The organism is Aestuarium zhoushanense, from assembly GCF_056431045.1.
Map to the genome: position 1 here is coordinate 298753 of NZ_JBWKMA010000022.1, position 16611 is coordinate 315363.

Annotated in this window: 19 protein-coding genes and 1 tRNA gene; 9 read left to right on the forward strand and 11 right to left on the reverse strand. The window is 58.0% G+C overall.

What is annotated here, in order from left to right; genetic code table 11:
• Positions 1 to 9: 9 nt before the first annotated feature.
• A complete protein-coding gene (locus AC07ED_RS08915) occupies positions 10 to 396 on the reverse strand; it encodes a DUF2147 domain-containing protein (RefSeq protein WP_105235475.1) in 387 nt (128 codons plus the stop codon).
• A 133-nt stretch (positions 397 to 529) separates the two neighbouring features.
• Between AC07ED_RS08915 and hisA the strand changes: the two genes are divergently transcribed.
• Together hisA and AC07ED_RS08925 are read left to right on the forward strand one after the other, a co-directional pair.
• On the forward strand, positions 530 to 1252 hold the full coding sequence (hisA, locus tag AC07ED_RS08920) for a 1-(5-phosphoribosyl)-5-[(5-phosphoribosylamino)methylideneamino]imidazole-4-carboxamide isomerase (RefSeq protein ID WP_067549480.1): 723 nt from the start codon (positions 530 to 532) through the stop codon (positions 1250 to 1252).
• Between the two features lie 29 nt (positions 1253 to 1281).
• The gene (locus AC07ED_RS08925) at positions 1282 to 1575 is read left to right on the forward strand and encodes a hypothetical protein (protein WP_105235476.1); all 294 of its coding nucleotides are present in this window, start codon (positions 1282 to 1284) and stop codon (positions 1573 to 1575) included.
• Positions 1576 to 1626: 51 nt separating this feature from the next.
• Here AC07ED_RS08925 and AC07ED_RS08930 read toward each other — a convergent pair whose 3' ends face one another.
• The 4 genes from AC07ED_RS08930 to AC07ED_RS08945 form a co-directional block, all read right to left on the reverse strand.
• On the reverse strand, positions 1627 to 2136 hold the full coding sequence (locus AC07ED_RS08930) for an alkylphosphonate utilization protein (RefSeq protein WP_105235477.1): 510 nt from the start codon (positions 2134 to 2136) through the stop codon (positions 1627 to 1629).
• Positions 2137 to 2275: 139 nt separating this feature from the next.
• Positions 2276 to 4168 (reverse strand): acyl-CoA synthetase, encoded by a 1893-nt coding sequence (locus tag AC07ED_RS08935; RefSeq protein WP_105235478.1) that lies wholly within the window; start codon positions 4166 to 4168, stop codon positions 2276 to 2278.
• Positions 4169 to 4263: 95 nt separating this feature from the next.
• Complete coding sequence (locus AC07ED_RS08940; protein WP_105235479.1) at positions 4264 to 6060, reverse strand: ABC transporter transmembrane domain-containing protein; 1797 nt, start codon at positions 6058 to 6060, stop codon at positions 4264 to 4266.
• Positions 6061 to 6166: 106 nt separating this feature from the next.
• Positions 6167 to 6240 (reverse strand) — tRNA-Gly (locus AC07ED_RS08945).
• A gap of 143 nt (positions 6241 to 6383) precedes the next feature.
• On the opposite strand from AC07ED_RS08945, the gene AC07ED_RS08950 reads away from it, so the two are divergent.
• The gene (locus tag AC07ED_RS08950) at positions 6384 to 6779 is read left to right on the forward strand and encodes a hypothetical protein (protein ID WP_158664535.1); all 396 of its coding nucleotides are present in this window, start codon (positions 6384 to 6386) and stop codon (positions 6777 to 6779) included.
• Here the strand turns inward: AC07ED_RS08950 and AC07ED_RS08955 are convergent, their stop codons facing one another.
• The 3 genes from AC07ED_RS08955 to AC07ED_RS08965 form a co-directional block, all read right to left on the reverse strand.
• On the reverse strand, positions 6780 to 7427 hold the full coding sequence (locus AC07ED_RS08955; RefSeq protein WP_245918060.1) for an SOS response-associated peptidase: 648 nt from the start codon (positions 7425 to 7427) through the stop codon (positions 6780 to 6782).
• Between the two features lie 11 nt (positions 7428 to 7438).
• The gene (locus AC07ED_RS08960; RefSeq protein ID WP_105235482.1) at positions 7439 to 7747 is read right to left on the reverse strand and encodes a DnaJ family domain-containing protein; all 309 of its coding nucleotides are present in this window, start codon (positions 7745 to 7747) and stop codon (positions 7439 to 7441) included.
• Positions 7748 to 7832: 85 nt separating this feature from the next.
• Positions 7833 to 9395: a bifunctional metallophosphatase/5'-nucleotidase gene (locus AC07ED_RS08965; RefSeq protein WP_105235483.1), complete on the reverse strand. Its 1563-nt coding sequence runs from the start codon at positions 9393 to 9395 to the stop codon at positions 7833 to 7835.
• Positions 9396 to 9564: 169 nt separating this feature from the next.
• On the opposite strand from AC07ED_RS08965, the gene AC07ED_RS08970 reads away from it, so the two are divergent.
• Genes AC07ED_RS08970 through arsC form a run of 3 tightly spaced genes read left to right on the forward strand, consistent with a single transcriptional unit; the run spans position 9565 to position 11281 of the window.
• Positions 9565 to 9897 carry a DUF952 domain-containing protein gene (locus AC07ED_RS08970; protein ID WP_105235484.1) on the forward strand — a complete coding sequence of 111 codons (333 nt, stop codon included), beginning with the start codon at positions 9565 to 9567 and terminating at the stop codon, positions 9895 to 9897.
• The gene (locus AC07ED_RS08975; RefSeq protein ID WP_105235485.1) at positions 9894 to 10946 is read left to right on the forward strand and encodes a quinone-dependent dihydroorotate dehydrogenase; all 1053 of its coding nucleotides are present in this window, start codon (positions 9894 to 9896) and stop codon (positions 10944 to 10946) included. Before AC07ED_RS08970 ends, AC07ED_RS08975 begins: the two co-directional genes overlap by 4 nt.
• Entirely contained in the window at positions 10943 to 11281 is a 339-nt protein-coding gene (gene arsC / locus AC07ED_RS08980; RefSeq protein ID WP_105235486.1) for an arsenate reductase (glutaredoxin), read from the forward strand. The genes AC07ED_RS08975 and arsC overlap by 4 nt, the downstream gene beginning before the upstream one ends.
• Here the strand turns inward: arsC and AC07ED_RS08985 are convergent.
• Genes AC07ED_RS08985 through AC07ED_RS08995 form a run of 3 tightly spaced genes read right to left on the reverse strand, consistent with a single transcriptional unit; the run spans position 11278 to position 13524 of the window.
• Positions 11278 to 12576, reverse strand: a complete 1299-nt coding sequence (locus AC07ED_RS08985) for an MATE family efflux transporter (protein ID WP_105235487.1) — start codon at positions 12574 to 12576, stop codon at positions 11278 to 11280. The genes arsC and AC07ED_RS08985 overlap by 4 nt on opposite strands.
• Complete coding sequence (locus tag AC07ED_RS08990; protein WP_105235488.1) at positions 12569 to 13072, reverse strand: PaaI family thioesterase; 504 nt, start codon at positions 13070 to 13072, stop codon at positions 12569 to 12571. The genes AC07ED_RS08985 and AC07ED_RS08990 overlap by 8 nt, the downstream gene beginning before the upstream one ends.
• Positions 13069 to 13524: a PaaI family thioesterase gene (locus AC07ED_RS08995; protein ID WP_105235489.1), complete on the reverse strand. Its 456-nt coding sequence runs from the start codon at positions 13522 to 13524 to the stop codon at positions 13069 to 13071. The genes AC07ED_RS08990 and AC07ED_RS08995 overlap by 4 nt, the downstream gene beginning before the upstream one ends.
• Positions 13525 to 13660: 136 nt before the next feature.
• On the opposite strand from AC07ED_RS08995, the gene AC07ED_RS09000 reads away from it, so the two are divergent.
• The 3 genes from AC07ED_RS09000 to AC07ED_RS09010 all read left to right on the forward strand — a co-directional run bounded on the left by AC07ED_RS09000 (position 13661) and on the right by AC07ED_RS09010 (position 16459).
• Positions 13661 to 14029 carry a MerR family transcriptional regulator gene (locus tag AC07ED_RS09000; RefSeq protein ID WP_105235490.1) on the forward strand — a complete coding sequence of 123 codons (369 nt, stop codon included), beginning with the start codon at positions 13661 to 13663 and terminating at the stop codon, positions 14027 to 14029.
• 199 nt (positions 14030 to 14228) lie between these two features.
• Positions 14229 to 14648: a MerR family transcriptional regulator gene (locus AC07ED_RS09005; RefSeq protein ID WP_438987506.1), complete on the forward strand. Its 420-nt coding sequence runs from the start codon at positions 14229 to 14231 to the stop codon at positions 14646 to 14648.
• A gap of 38 nt (positions 14649 to 14686) precedes the next feature.
• Complete coding sequence (locus tag AC07ED_RS09010; RefSeq protein WP_105235492.1) at positions 14687 to 16459, forward strand: acyl-CoA dehydrogenase C-terminal domain-containing protein; 1773 nt, start codon at positions 14687 to 14689, stop codon at positions 16457 to 16459.
• Positions 16460 to 16611 lie beyond the last annotated feature (152 nt).

A 16611-nucleotide genomic window follows, 5' to 3' on the forward strand; every position in this document is an offset into this window, starting at 1 on the left:
CTTTCGTTTTTACTGACGCATCCACGTGCCGCCATTGCGGCAGATCATGAGAACGCACCCGTTCACCTCAAGTGTATCACCGCTCAGCACGAGTTTGGAGTTGTAGACCTTATCGCGGTCTGGGGACCAAACCTTGCCAGAATAGGTGCCGTCGCCGTTCGCAACGGTTTCATAGATGATCTGACGGCCGATGTTTTCGGATGCCATTTCTGCGCCCGCGCTATCAAATGACTTTATCAGGGTTCCGCAGAGGTGGTCACCGCAAGGTGCAACCGAAATCAGGCCAGAGTTGCCGTTATCATCCGCAACCGTACGCCACGTTCCCTCAAGCGGATCGGCCAGCGCCGCGCCCGTAAATCCTAGTGCAGCGATCGCCGCCAGAGCTAGTGTCTTCATGTCTTCCTCCCATGTTCTCGTTGCGATTAGCCTGCTCATCATGACCGATTCCAATCAAGTCTGACGTTGGGTTCGTTGCAATTCTGGCCTCTCCGTGGTTAAGGACAGGCAAACAGACAAACGGGTGCCCGCTATGATCCTCTATCCTGCTATCGACCTCAAAGACGGCAATGCCGTGCGCCTCTACAAAGGTGAAATGGATCAAGCCACGGTGTTCAACGAAAACCCCGCTGCACAAGCGCTGGAGTTCGTGAACGCTGGCTGCGAATGGCTGCACCTCGTGGACCTGAACGGCGCTTTCGCGGGCGAACCCGTCAACGCTGCCCCCGTCGAAGAAATCCTCAAACAGTGCAAGGTCCCTGCCCAGCTCGGTGGTGGTATCCGCGATATGGCAACGATCGAACGCTGGTTGGACAAGGGCCTGACCCGCGTGATCCTCGGCACCGTTGCCGTCGAAAACCCTGATCTAGTGCGCGAAGCCTGCAAGGCCTTCCCCGGTCACGTGGCCGTCGGCATCGACGCACGCAACGGCAAGGTCGCGACCAAAGGCTGGGCCGAAGAAACCAACGTCAATGTCATCGACCTCGCTCGTTCGTTCGAGGACGCAGGCGTGTCGGCGATCATCTACACCGACATCAACCGTGACGGCGCGATGCAAGGCCCGAACGTCGAAGCCACAGCCGAGCTTGCCAACGCCATGTCGATCCCTGTGATCGCCTCAGGCGGCGTGTCCTCGCTCGACGATTTGCGGAACCTAAAGAACTGCGGCGCAGCACTGAACGGCGCAATCTCTGGCCGCGCGCTCTACGACGGCGCGATTGATCTGGGCGAAGCGCTGAAAGTTCTCAAGGGGTGATTGGGTCAGCCAACAAAGGCCGCGCCTAAATGCGATGGCTCTACGGCATAGGGATCACTTTGATCGCCCTGTGCCTGAGCCCTATCGCCGTGCTGACTTGGGTTGGCTGGTTCGCTGACAAACACGGCTGCATCGTCACTGAAAACGCGACATTCCCGTGTATCGTGGACGGCTACGATTGGGGACCGACGCTGGCGGGGTGGAGCCTGTCGGGCTGGATGCTGATCGCAACACTCCCGCTGGCCGCCCTACTCGCGGGTGGCTTGGTCCTGACGGCGATCATCCACTTTATCCTGCGTAGACGGCGCGACGCAAAGCGCTGAGCGAGCCCACTACCCAAAGGTTGGATATGGGGGCATTGCCCCCACGATCCCTTAGTTCTTTTTGACGAATTGGGTCAGGATCACGATCCGCTGACCTTCAACGCGGCCTTCGATATGGCCCGCGTTATCAGGCACCAACGAAATGTTCCGCACAGCCGTGCCACGTTTCGCGGTAAAGCCCGCACCCTTTACAGGAAGGTCCTTGATCAAGGTCACCGTGTCGCCGTTCGCCAGAACAGTGCCGTTGCTGTCTTTGTGCACAACGTCGCTAACGTCAGAGATGCCAGCCTCGGCCCATGCTTGAACCTCAGGATCGAGGTAAACACCGTCGAGCACGTCATTCGCCCATGCCGCATCCAGTGCCTTCAGCACGCGGAAAGCGGCAACCTGCACCGCTGGGGTTTCAGACCAAATCGCACCATTCAGGCACTGCCAATGCGGGGCATCGGTCGGGGCGCCAGATAGACCTTCCGCGCAGGTCGCACAGAGCGCAATGGTATCCTCACGCGGAGAAATTGTGATTTCGGTGGTGTCAGCGGCACCGCAAAACTCGCAAGTCATAATGACATCCTTTTTCTAAAACTTGCGCCGCTTATCTGCCCCTTAATGACCCAAGTCTACAGTTTCAGCCTGCAAAAACGAAAATGGCAGCGTCGAAGGACCGACGCTGCCATTCTGTTCAATCAACACGTGTCGATATTTACGCGGCCCAAGCCCACGGACGAGTATGTGCACCAAGGCAGGTCGCGACCGCCTCGTCATCAACCTCGCCCGTGCGGGCAAGTTTAGCGACCAAGCCCAGCTTTTTATCCTCGACCACCTCGACCACTTCTGCGGCTAGACCCGCTTCAGCCAAGGCTTCGTTGTAAACACGCGTAATCGCACGTTTGCGCAGGTCGGGCTTAAAGATCTTACCGACCGCCGTTTTCGGCAATTCGTCCAATATCTCTATGTGCTTCGGATGCGCCGCGCGTTCGTGGATTTTCTCTTTGGCAAAGGCCATGAGTTCCTCGACCGTCGCCTCTGCCCCGTCGATCAGTTCGACGTAGGCGCAAGGCAGTTCGCCCGCGTAGCTGTCAGGCTGACCAATCGCGCCCGCAAAGGCGATTTTCGGGTGACCAGCCAGTGCCTCTTCGATCTCGGCGGGATCGATGTTGTGACCCGAACGGATGATGAGGTCCTTGGCACGGCCCGTGATCCATAAATAGCCGTCCGCATCGATACGACCCAAATCGCCCGTCCGCAGATATTGGGTCGGCCCCAGATCACCTGGATAGTAGAGGTCAGCGTTCTTTGCGGCCTCAGTATAGGTCGCGCCCATGTTCACACCTGGGCTAGAGAGGCAAATCTCACCAATCTGGTCAGTTCCGCATTCCTCATGCGTAACGTGGTCGAAAATCTTTACGTCCGTGTAGGGGAACGGGAACCCGATCGACCCGATCTTCTTTTCGCCATCTGGTGGGTTAATCGACACGAGACAGGTTGCCTCGGTCAGACCGTAGCCTTCGCAGATGGTGACCTTAGCCGATTGTTCGAACCGTTTATACAGCTCCACTGGCAGCGGCGCAGAGCCACAGAAAGCGAGCTGTAGCGACGAGATGTCTGCGTTCACAGGACGCTGCATCAGGGCCGCAATCGCTGTTGGCACGGTGATCATAAACGTGACCTTATGGCGCTCGATCAACTTCCAGAAGTTATCGAACACACCGTCGCCACGATAACCCGCTGGGGTCGGCAGCACATAGTGCGCACCAGAGCCGAGCGACGCACCGAGCGACACAATCGTCGCGAACACGTGGAACAGCGGGAGCGGACAGATTTGCACGTCTTCGGGTTTGAACAGCAGTCGATCACCCAGCCACGCGTTGTAGATGATGCCCGAATATTTGTGCTGCACGATCTTTGGCAGACCCGTGGTGCCGCCCGTATGGAAATAGGCCGCGACACGGTCAGCAGTGCTGTCAGCGAAGGTCAGCTTGGTCGGTTGCTTGGCAATCGATTTGTTGAAATCGATGACTTTCGCGCTGTGCGACACGGGCACCTTCGGGCGGATCAGCGGGATGATCAGCTTTTTCAGACCGGTCATATAGCGCAACAAATCCACTTCAACGACGGTCTGCACGTTCGGCGCCAGCTTGACCGCTTCAGCCGCCTTTTGCGCGATGTCGGTCTTTGGGAAGGCCTTCAGCGTTACGAGAACCTTTGCACCCGTTTCGCGCAGGATACCGCCAATATGTTCGGGATCGAGAAGCGGGTTGATCGGGTTCACGATGCCGGCAATCTGACCGCCCAAATAGGTCAGAACGGTTTCGGTGCTGTTGGGCATCAGATAGGCCACAACATCATTTTCACCGACACCAAGGCTGCGGAACAGGTTCGCCGTGCGGCAGGTTTGGTCATGCAATTCCGACCACGACAGCGTTTCCGCTGGCGCATCAGGATCAGAGAACATTTGGAACGTCACAGCAGGACGGCCACCATGTGCAGTGGTAGTCCGGTGCAACAATTCATACATTGTCTTTGGCTGATTGCGATCTTCCCACGGCTTTTCAGCCATGATCGCGGCACGGTCCGCTAGTGTGGCATAAGTCATGCCGTCTCCTCCCCTTGTGCGCATTGACGCGCGATTAACAGGAAAGATGGGGTATGCCCCCCCCTGAACGCAAGTATGACGCTGCGAAAATGCGATTATTCCGCAGCGATACCGTCGGTAAATTGAAGTCGTGCAAGACGCGCGTAGAGCCCACCTTCGGCGACCAGTGCGTCATGCGTGCCCACGGCGACGATCTGACCGTCCTCAAACACCACAATGCGGTCAGCCTTTTTCACGGTCGCCAAACGGTGCGCGATAATCAGCGTGGTGCGGGTGCTGGCCAGTTCATCGACTGCAGCCTGCACCAGACGTTCACTTTCGGCATCAAGCGCCGAGGTCGCCTCGTCCAACAGAAGGATCGGCGCGTCACGCAGGATCGCGCGTGCAATTGCGATACGCTGCTTTTGACCGCCAGACAGCATCACGCCACGTTCACCGACATAGGTGTCGTAGCCTTCTGGCAATGCGGTCAAGAAATCATGTGCCGCGGCAGCTTTGGCGGCGGCCTCAACTTCGGCATCTGTTGCCGACGGACGACCAAAGCGGATGTTTTCACGCGCCGTATCGGCAAAGATTACCGCGTCTTGCGGCACCAGAGCGATCTGCTGACGGAACTCCGCGCGGGTCATGTTCCGCAGGTCAACGCCATCCAATTTAATCGCGCCACTGTTCGGATCATAGAACCGCAGGAGCAGTTGAATAATCGTCGACTTACCCGCCCCCGACGGACCAACCAATGCCACGGTTTCACCCGGCGCCACATCAAGGCTGATGGCATTGAGCGCAGGCGCATTTGGGCGGGACGGATAGAAGAACGTCACATCCTCGAACGAAATCTGGCCCTTCTCCATCTTCGGCGTGGCCACAGCCTGCGCTGGATCGGTCACGCTGTCGTTCGCATTCAGAAGCTCGATCAAACGTTCGGTCGCACCAGCGGCACGCTGAAGTTCGCCCCAAATCTCGGTCAAGGCACCAACGGCACCTGCGACCATCACGGCGTAGATCACGAACTGAACCAGTTCGCCGACCGACATTTGGTCTGCCCCAACGTCACGGGCCCCGATCCACAAGACGCCAACAACGCCCGAAAAAATCAGGAAAATAACGATCGCCGTCATCATCGCACGGGTCAGAATACGGCGCTTTGCACTGGCAAAGCTCTGCTCTGTCACCTTGCGGAATTTCTCGCGGGTGCGGTCCTCTTGGGTGAAGGCCTGAACGGTCTGCACCGACAACAGCGCCTCGGATGCGGAACCCGACGAATTGGCGATCCAATCTTGGTTTTCACGACCCAACTGGCGCAAACGGCGGCCCAGAACAACGATCGGCACGATCACGGCGGGCACGATCAGCAATACCAAACCTGTCAGTTTTGCCGATGTCATCATCAACAAAACCATGCCGCCAACGAACACGAACACGTTGCGCAGCGCGACAGATACGGACGACCCAATGACAGACAGGATCAAGGTGGTATCCGTTGTGATGCGGCTCAGCACCTCACCCGTCATGATGTTTTCGTAGAACGACGGGCTCATGCCGACCATTCGGTCGAACACGGCTTCGCGGATGTCAGCCACCACACGTTCGCCCAAACGGGTCACGAGGTAATAGCGCACGGCGGTGCCCATCGCCAAAAGCGCAACGATGATTAGGGCCGCGCCGAAATATTGGTTCAACAGGGGCGATGTGCCCCCTTCAAAGTTGTCGACCACACGGCGCACAGCCAAAGGGAGGATCAGCGAAATCATCGCCGTCACCGACAGCGCCACAAAGGCCGCAAGGACCATCAGACGGTATGGCCGAATAAAAGGCCACAGCCCACCAAGAGCCGAAACACGTTTGGATCGGGCGCGGTCTTGTCCCGCCACGTCAATTGGTGCCTTTGCCATGAATCCTCGCCTTCAAAGTCGTTGTCGGGTTGATACTGACCACGACGCGCAATCACAAGCGCAGGGTTGCCGCATACGACGATAAGGACCGAAACTGAGGGGATTTTGGAGCGGGTGACGGGAATCGAACCCGTGTCATCAGCTTGGAAGGCTGAGGTCTTACCATTACACAACACCCGCGTGCAGAACCATATAGTCCAGCCTTTAGGGGAAGTTCAAGACGCAGTTTTCAGCCTTTTTCGCGCCTTATTTCTGCCGAATTACCTACCTAATCGTATACATGATGCTCCGAATGGGAGCGTATTTCATTTATGGAGGCGATGATGCTTCGCATTGCTATGCTCGCGTCTGTGGCGGTTCTCTCGACGGCTACGATGCTCAATGCTGATAGTGAACAAACCTATCAAACCGTGGTGATCACCGATTTCGGGTTCTTCCCGCTCACCACTTACGTTGATCCAGGCGAAATTGTTCAATTCAATAACCAAGCCGACAACGCCCGCGTGATCAGCGCGATCCCGTTTGAGGACAGCCAGATTGTTCAATGGACCAGCCCTTCGCTGGAAAAAGGTGAAACCTTCCTCATTCAAGTGAACGCAGACACCGTGCTCGAATTCACATCGTCGCTTGCCGAAGAAGAACAGCACGGCGCGTTCAGCTTTGATGAACCCCCGATCGAAGAAGCACCGGACACCACCACGTCCAGCGGCAACAACTGATCACTCGTCTTCGATCAGTGGCTCGATCAGGTCTGGTCCTGTCGCACGATTCGAATTGACCGCTTTGGACACCCGCCGAAGGGAAAGGACCCCTTCTTTGGCGGGTGTCATCAATTTTGCCGCGCCATGTCCTGCTTCACCTAGCCACAGTGCCCAGTCATCAGGCGGCAGGATCAATGGTAATCGGTGATGGATCGGCGCCATATCCGCATTGGCGTCGGTGGTGACAATCGCGCAGGTCGCCTGATCGCCCCACGTTTGCCAAATCCCCCCAAACACCATCGGCGCGCCATCCGTACGCGTCACCCAGTAAGGCAACGGCGTGTCACCATCGCGGTGCCATTCGTAAAACCCATCCGCCGCGATCAGACAGCGCCTTTGACGGCAAGCCTCGCGAAACGCAGGCTTTTCCGCGATGGTTTCGGCACGGGCATTGATCAACAGCGGGCCACCGTTCGGTTTGTCATACCACGACGGAATGAACCCCCAGCGCATCGGCCGCAAATGCCGCACGTTATCGTGGCTGGTCACTGCGGCGATAGTGGTTGTCGGACAAACGTTCCAATTCGGTTCGTCCGCTGGCAATGTGTTGGACTTTGCCGCAGAAAACATCTGCGCCATCGCATCATGGGGCAGCGTGATGGCCATGCGCCCACACATCAGCGGGCGAAGGCCTTGCGCGACAAATCAATCCGCGCTTCTAGCATCGACATATCTTTGAGCAGTTGATGCCGCCGCGTGCGGTCAGATTCCTCGGCCAATTCTTCGCGCAGTTTGCGCAGCTCACGGCCCAAGGTGACGAACTCTGGCACAGCACCGTTTTCGCGGATCACCCGATTGATCAGCGCATTTTCAGGATCATCACAGGGCGGCAATGGTTTCCCCGCGCCTTCGAGGTTGTCAAAGGCACCGTCTTTTTCCGCTTCGGCGATGCGGGCGTTGATCAGGTCGAGCAAGGGATGATCCATAGCCACAGTGTGCCACCCTCCCTCGCAAACGAAAAGCCCCCGCCGCATCCGGCAGGGGCCAAGTGTTTAGACGGTGAAGCGAGGATTATTCGCCAACAACCGTGATACGACCGTCAGTGTATGGGGTGAACGGCGATTGCGCGGCCAAGTATTCCGCCAGAACATCCGCAAGGTCAGGACCAAAGTCATAGACGTTTGCCGCATTAACAAACATGCCATAGCCGTCGCCACCGTTGCGCACGTAGTTGTTCGACACAACGCCATAGGTCGCCGACACGTCAATCGGTGCGCCGCCAACCATGACGTCCGACACACGGTCGCCCGCAGGTTTCGACGGATCAACGGTAAAGCTCATGCCTGCAACCTGCGGGAAACGACCAGCGCCTTCTTCCCACTGGCTCACCCCATTTTCCAGCGCTGCAATCACAAAGTCGCCTGTGACTTGGAATGTCGAAAGCGTGTTCTGGAACGGCAAAACGGTCAGCACTTCGCCCATGGTGACAGGACCAGCATCGATCGACGCACGAATACCGCCGCCGTTCTGGATCGCGATCTGGATGCCCTGATCCGCAACACGTGCCAGCATCGCGTCAGCAATCAACGACCCCATCGCACATTCACGAGCGCGGCAGTCTTCACGCACGCCAACGATTTCGGCCGCGGTTTCAGCCACAACGCGGTTACGCACTTCTTCGAGCGGAGCCGCCAGTTCGCCGATACGCGCAACAACCGCTGCATCTTCTGCAACTTCGCCGTTGATCAGGATCGGTTGACCCGAAGCCTCGGTCAGGTTGCCATCATCGTCAAAGGTGACGTTCAATTCGCCAAGGAACTTGCCGTATGCATAGGCCGACACAATCGCGGTGTTGTTCACCATGGTCGGATACGGACCTTCGGCTTTGTCCATGTCACCCAACAAGGTGTTCGAGTGGCCACCAACGATCACATCAACGCCTGTAGTTTCAGCCGCAACCCGTTGGTCCACCGAATAGCCAGAGTGGGACAGAACGATGATCTTGTTCACGCCCTCAGCGGTCAGTTTATCAACCTCGCCCTGAACCGCATCCACAGGATCGGTAAAGATCACGTTCGGACCGGGGCTTGCGAGTTCGTCTGTGTCATGCGGTGTCAGACCGATCAGGCCGATCTTTTCACCGCCACGTTCGATCACGGTGGACTTTAGCAGTTTGTCCGACAGCAGCGCCTCGCCCGAGAAGTCAGCGTTCGACATCAGCACAGGGAATTCAACGCTATCCATAAAGCCGCGCAGAACTTCGGGGCCGTCGTCGAATTCGTGGTTACCAACGGTCATACCGTCGTAGCCCAAGAGGTTCATGAACTCCGCCGCCATCGCACCCTTATAGAAGGTGTAGAACAACGTGCCTTGGAACTGGTCGCCGCCATCAACGAGGATAGAGTTGTTCGACCGTGCGCGAGCCTCGGCCACCGCTGTGACCAGACGCGCGGTGCCGCCGAAACAATCACCTGCGGTGTTGTCCTCTGCAGAACAGGTCGAATCGTATTTGCTGATCGGTTCAAAGCGAGCGTGGAAATCGTTCGTGTGCAAAATGGTCAGCGAATAATCCGCCATTGCAGCGCCGGCAGACAGCGCAAGAGCACAAGACGATGCTAGAATACGTGTAATCATTGGGATCCCCCTGGTTGATATTCGATCAGCTTGGGCAGAACTGACTATTGAGTCAAATATTGCCTGCATCCTTTCGACCTATTCCCGCGACGTAACAGGCTGGTGTCAGAGGCCTGCCCGAAATTGATGCACTCTTGACCAAATCGGGGGACAAAGGCATCACCGCGCCATGCTGATCTACAAAATCTTCCGCGCCCCAGAGTGGGCAGAGCTGCAGGCCAAGGGCGAAACCCTCGGTGCGCCGATCGACGTGATCGACGGCTATGTGCATTTTTCGACCGCTGAACAGGCCCAAGAAACCGCCGCGAAGCACTTCGCTGGTGAGGACGGCCTCGTCCTCCTCGCGCTCGAGGCTGACAGCCTCGATCCGCTGGTCTGGGAACCCTCGCGCGGTGGTCAGTTGTTCCCGCATCTCTACCGCCCCCTGCGGATGACCGATATTTTGTGGGACAAACCACTGCCGCTCGTTGACGGCGCACATCAGTTTCCGGAGCTCGCATGACCCTGCTTGAACAAATCGGGATGCGCGTCCTGCGCTCCACCGACCCCGAAGTGGCGCATGGCCTCGCTCTGAAATCGCTGAACCTCGGCCTCGGCCCCAAGGCTGGCCCGTTCACCACGCCGCGACTTGCCACCACAGTTGCAGGCATGTCCCTGCCGAACCCTGTCGGTCTGGCCGCTGGGTTCGATAAAAACGCGACCGCGCTGCACGCTCTGGCAAAATGCGGGTTCGGCTTTGTTGAGGTCGGCGCGATCACGCCGCGCCCACAGCCAGGCAACCCGAAACCGCGCCTCTTCCGCCTCACCGAAGATCAAGCCGCGATCAACCGCTTCGGCTTTAACAACGAAGGCATGGAGGCCGCAGCGACCCGCCTCGCCGCTCGTCCGCGTGGGGGCATCATTGGCCTCAACCTCGGCGCCAACAAAGACAGCGAAGACCGCGCGGCAGATTTCGCCCGCGTTCTGGCCCGCTGTGGTGCACATCTCGATTTCGCAACGGTCAACGTCTCCAGCCCGAACACCGAAAAGCTGCGTGACTTGCAAGGCAAGGACGCGCTCGCAGCACTCTTGGCTGGTGTGATTGAGACGAACGCTGGTCTGGCAAAACCGTTGCCGATCTTCCTCAAGATCGCACCGGATCTGACCCACGAAGAACTCGACGACGTAGCCGAAGTTGCCAATGCCTCTGGCATCGCGGGGATCATCGCGGCCAACACGACCCTATCGCGGGATGGTCTGCGCAGCGTTCACAAGGACGAAAAAGGTGGTCTTTCGGGGCAACCTGTCTTTGAAAAATCGACCCGCCTGCTGGCGCGTCTATCTTGCCTGACCACCCTTCCGATCATCGGTGTCGGCGGCGTTGGCAGCGCCGAACAAGCCTATCAGAAAATCCGCGCTGGCGCGTCTGCTGTGCAGCTTTACACCGCGCTCGTCTACGGCGGCATCAGCCTCGCGGATGACATCGCGCGTGGTCTGGACGCACTGCTGGCCCGCGACGGCTTTGCCAATGTTGCGGATGCTGTCGGCACAGGACGGGGCGACTGGACATGATCAGCATCTGGCATAATCCCCGCTGTAGCAAGAGCCGCGAGACGCTCGCTCTTTTGATCGACAAAGGGATCATGCCAGAGGTTCGTCTCTACCTCGACGATGTGCCGACGGCGGATGAATTGCGGTCCGCTCTCGCCACCTTGGGCCTGACGGCGGGTGAATTGGTGCGGCGCAAAGAGGCGCTATTCAAGGACCTCGACCTCGCAGGCGCCAACGACGATCAACTGATTGACGCAATGGTTGCCAATCCCAAACTGATCGAACGCCCTATCGTGTTCGCCAATGGTCGTGCAGCACTTGGCCGTCCGCCTGAAAACGTGCTCGCAATCCTTTAGCGCGCTGCTCGTTCCAGCGCGGGGTAGCGGAGCGCAAGCGTCAGCCCGCGTGCGCAATAGCTCACCATCATCGCCATCCAGAGCCCGTGATTGCCAAAGGCAGGCATTAGCGCCAGTGCGGCGACCAGATAGAACCCGAGCGACAGAATACTCATATTGCGCATGTCGCGGCTGCGAGTTGCGCCGATAAAAATGCCGTCGAACATGAACGCAGGCAGGCCAAGGATCGGCGCAACCGCCATATACGGCAGGTAAATCCGCGCTTCCTCGCGCACATCAGGTGCGTTGGTCAAAATGTCGATGATCGTGCCACCGCCCAACCAGAACCCTGCCGCCATCAGGACCGACGCCCCCAGCCCCCACAATGAACTGCGCAACGCGGCCTGACGTAGCTCTGTTGGATCGCGCTGCCCAAAGGCCTTGCCCACCAGCGTTTCCGCGGCAAAAGCGAACCCGTCCAAGGCAAAGGCCGTGACGGAGGTGAACTGCAACAGCACTTGATTAGCCGCCAATGGCACGTCGCCGAACCCTGCGCCCCAAAAAATGAACAGCACGAAAACCGCGAGCAATCCCAGCGAACGGATCAGAATATCGGTGTTCACCGCCGCCATATTCTTTAGCCGCACGGGATCGAGGATCGCAGGCCAACCGACCTTTGTCCGCAGTGCATCACGGCAGAGCCACAGGCCCAGCGCCAACCCCAGCCATTCCGCGATAAAGGTCGCGCCCGCAACGCCAGCCACACCCCAACCGAGGCCCAAAACAAACAGGACATCGAGCAGGATATTCGCCCCGTTCATTACGATCTGCAGGAGGAGAACCGCCCGCGTCCGCTCTGCTGCGATCAGCCAACCGTTCACCGCATAGAGCGCAATCGCCGCAGGGGCCGACCACACACGCACCGACATGTAATCATGAGCCAGCGCCTCTACCCCAACACTCCCGGGTGAGAGATAGAGCGAGAGCGCGAATATGGGCATTTGCAGCAGAATAATGACCGCCCCAAATCCACCGCCCAGCAGTAGACCGCGAAAAAGTAGCGCCGAAACCTCGCCGGTGTGCCCAGCCCCGATGGCTTGGCTCGTGAGGCCCGTGGTGCCCATCCGCAGAAACCCGAACACCCAGTAGATAGAGGTGAGGATCATCGCACCGATGGCCACGGCACCGATAGGCTCTGCCGCGCCCAATTGACCGACCACGCCCGTATCCACCAGCCCCAGCAGAGGAACGGTCACATTGGCGAGGACGATAGGAACGGCGATCTTGAGGATACGCCGATGGCTCAGGTCAGCCATTTCTGGACGGCATAAGGAAATGTCCTGTGGCCTGCGCAAAGAGACGCGACCGATTGTCCTGCCAGCCTTCGACATGAACGCTCGCATAGCGGCGGCCCGACCTGTTGATCGTCGCCCGTGCATAGGCATCGCGCGGCAGACCAGAGCGCAGGTAATCCACGGTGAAATCAATGGTCTTGGGCAAACGGATCGGCGCATCACCCAGTTGGAAATCGGGGGCAGAGCCGCTCTCGATCTCTTGCCACATCATCCCCCACGCCAATTCAATCAGCGCCGTGGTTTCGAGGAATGCAGCCGTCACACCGCCATGGATCGCGGGCAACATCGGGTTGCCGATCAGTTTGTCGTCAAACGGCAGAATTGCGGTCAATTCATCGCCACGGCGGTCAAACTGAATGCCAAGGAACTGAATATAAGGCACGCCACTGACCAGCTTTTCCAAGGCCGCATCGCGGCGCTGTTTGATCACCTGAACGGGTTCTGGTTTGCGCATCATTTGCCCCCCTTACTGCCGTCGACCGTAAAGGCCCCTGTCGCCGTTGCCACAGGCCGCGCTGTGTCCTCGTCCGTCGCGGTCGCGCGAACAAAGGCCACGCTGCGGGTCACGTGATAGCATTCCGCCGTAGCTGTGATCTTTTGACCGGGGGTGGCAGGCCGCATGTAATCAATCCGCAAATCCAAGGTCGCCGTCCCACCCGCACAGGACGGATGGCTCATCACCGCCGCCCCACCGCAGGTGTCCATCAGTGCGGACACCGCACCACCGTGAATCACGCCCGTCTCAGGATCGCCAATGAACCGCGTGTCATAATCCATCTCAATCGTCGCCATCCCATCCCCGATAGCTGTCATCCGCATCCCCAGTGCCTTTGCGTGTGGCAGGGTCGCGATGAACTGGTCGGCAAGCCGAGCCTTGCGTTCTTGATGGTCTTGCGGTGCGTCAGTCATGAGCATTCCTTTCGGTTGCTCCATTGGTTCACGATCCAGAGCAAACGCGCAAGACTTGGTCTTAGATTTACCGTCGCGTCAGGAGCGGTTGCCCATCGTTTTTTTTCGCCCTAGTGTAGCCACGAGGGAGAGATAGATGCCGGATACACGTCTGACATTCAAAGAAATGTGCGCGAAGTTCGATGTGACGCCGCGGACCTTACGGTATTACGAATATATCGAACTCATCTCTCCTGTTCGCGAAGGTCGGTCACGGTTCTACGGGGCCCGCGAAATCGCCCGAATGACGCTGATCCTTCGTGGTCGCCGCTTTGGTTTTGCGCTCGAAGACATCCGTCAGTGGCTGTTGATCTACGAAAAAGAAGGCACCGACGCGCAGATGCGCCGCTGGGTCGAAATGGCGAATGGTCAGCTCGCTGAATTGGCAGAGCAAAAGATCCAGCTTGAACAGACCATCGCAGAGCTGGAATCACTCCGCGACGACACGCTGGCCTCGCTCGGCTAAACTGCCCCAAATTGAAAATTCGCGTTTCGCGTGTGGAAATTGATTTTCCGCACGCTCACATTATTTCGCCTTACGTAACGACAGCTTTAATGACCTTTCGTCATACTAAAAAATGACGCAGCGTTTCGTTTACGTTCTGGTAAACTTGGCTTGTATGGTGAAACTGTCTTTGCAGATTGCGCTACCATCACGTCAACGCATGAGTGAGACGAAAATGAACGAAACGAACAACCAGACCATGACCATCCGCGAGATGTGCGACGCCTACGACGTAACACCTCGCACTTTGCGGTTCTACGAGGCCAAAGAGCTGTTGTTTCCGATCCGTGACGGGCAAAAGCGCCTGTTTACCAAACGTGATCGGGCTCGCTTGAAACTGATCCTGCGCGGTAAGCGCTTCGGTTTCTCGCTGGAAGAAATCCGGCAGCTCCTCGACCTCTACGAACTGGACGACCAGCAAGAAACCCAGCTGGTAAAGACCTACGAAGTGGCCAAACAACATCTGGCCGAGATGGAGCAACAAAAGGCCGAGTTGGAAACCGCCATCGACGATCTCCGACAGCAGATCGAATGGGGTCGCCAACATCTGGCGAAATTACGCGCGGAACGGGCGGCTTAAGGCGCCCTTCCCACACCACCGGAGGAGAAGACCGCACAATGCCCAGCTACACCGCCCCCATCAAAGATATCCAATTCGTGCTGCACGACCTGTTGAAGGTTTCGGAACAAGATATCGCCGGATACGACGAGCTGGACCGCGATTTCACTTCTGCCGTGCTCGAAGAAGCTGGCAAAATCGCGTCGGAAGTTTTGGCCCCGCTGAATGCGGTTGGCGATACAGAAGGCTGCACCTATGAAAACGGTGTCGTCCGCACGCCGACTGGGTTCAAAGCGGCCTTTGACCAAATGAAAGAAGGCGGTTGGACCGCGCTCGACTGTGACCCCGAATACGGCGGTCAGGGTCTGCCTTACGTGTTCAACACCGCCGTGATGGAACCCTTCGTTTCGGCCAACATGGCCTTTAACATGTATCAGGGCCTCACCCACGGCGCATACTCCGCCATCCACGCCCACGCCTCGGACGACCTAAAGGCGAAATTCCTGCCCAAGATGGTCACCTGTGACTGGACTGGCACGATGAACCTGACCGAACCACACTGTGGCACCGATTTGGGCCTCATGCGGACCAAGGCAGAGCCGCAGGACGACGGCAGCTACAAAATCACTGGTCAAAAGATCTTTATCTCGGCAGGCGACCACGATCTGTCCGAGAACGTCATCCACCTCGTTTTGGCAAAAATCGTTGGCGGTCCCGAAGGCATCAAAGGCGTCTCGCTCTTTATCGTGCCGAAAATCATGGTGAATGATGATGGCTCGCTCGGCGACCGCAACGCGGTCTCGGTCGGTAAGATCGAAGAAAAGATGGGCATCCACGGCAACGCGACCTGCGTGATGAACTACGACGGCGCGACGGGCTATCTGGTGGGCGAGGCCCACAAAGGCATGCGCGCCATGTTCACCATGATGAACGAGGCACGTTTGGGTGTTGGCCTTCAGGGTTACGCCCAGTCCGAGGCGGCCTACCAAAACGCCGTCGCCTACGCCAAAGACCGCCTGCAGGGCCGAGCCGTCACGGGCGCCGAGAATCCCAACGGTCCAGCCGACCCGCTGATCGTGCACCCCGATATCCGCCGCAATCTGATGGACCAAAAGTCCTTTACCGAAGGCGCGCGGGCATTGACCTACTGGGGCGCAAACCTGATCGACCGTGCGCACCGCTCTGGTGATGCAGCAGCAGACGGCCTCGTGTCCCTGCTGACCCCTGTGATTAAGGGCTTCCAGACCGACAAAGGCTTTGAAATGGCCGTGCAGGCCCAGCAGGTCTACGGCGGTCATGGCTATATCGAAGAATGGGGCATGTCCCAGTTCGCCCGCGACGCGCGGATTGCCATGATCTATGAGGGTGCAAACGGCATCCAAGCGCTCGACCTCGTTGGCCGCAAACTGGCCCAAGACGGCGGCAAACACGTCATGGCCTTCTTTGAGATGGTCAAGGCAGAGTGCAAGTCCCACACCGATGAGCGGATGCAACCCTTTGTCGAGGCCCTGAAAAACGCATCAAAACAGATGCAAGCGGCGGGCATGTATTTCATGCAAAACGGCATGAAAAACCCGAACAACGCGCTCTCTGGCTCCTATGACTTCATGCACCTGATGGGTCATGTCTGCCTTGGCCTGATGTGGACCAGAATGGCGGCAGCGTCTTACACCGCACTCGACAACGGTGCCTCTGACACCGCGTTTTACGAAGGCAAAATCGCAACGGGCAAATACTACATGGCACGTCAACTGCCCGCCTGTGCGATGCACTTGGCCCGCATTGAAACGGGTGCAGAGACTGTCATGGATTTGTCAGCAGAGCAGTTCTAGAGTTTGGCATGTTACCGCCCTGCCCCGCTGTCGGAGCCTCCGGCGGGAGTTGTTATGGCAAGGTGAAACGAGAAGTTCCACCCTGCCCGCGACATTCTCTCGGAGGACGCGGGACAGGGCTTCACCTTGCAGGGCCCTGGGTTCTCCAACCT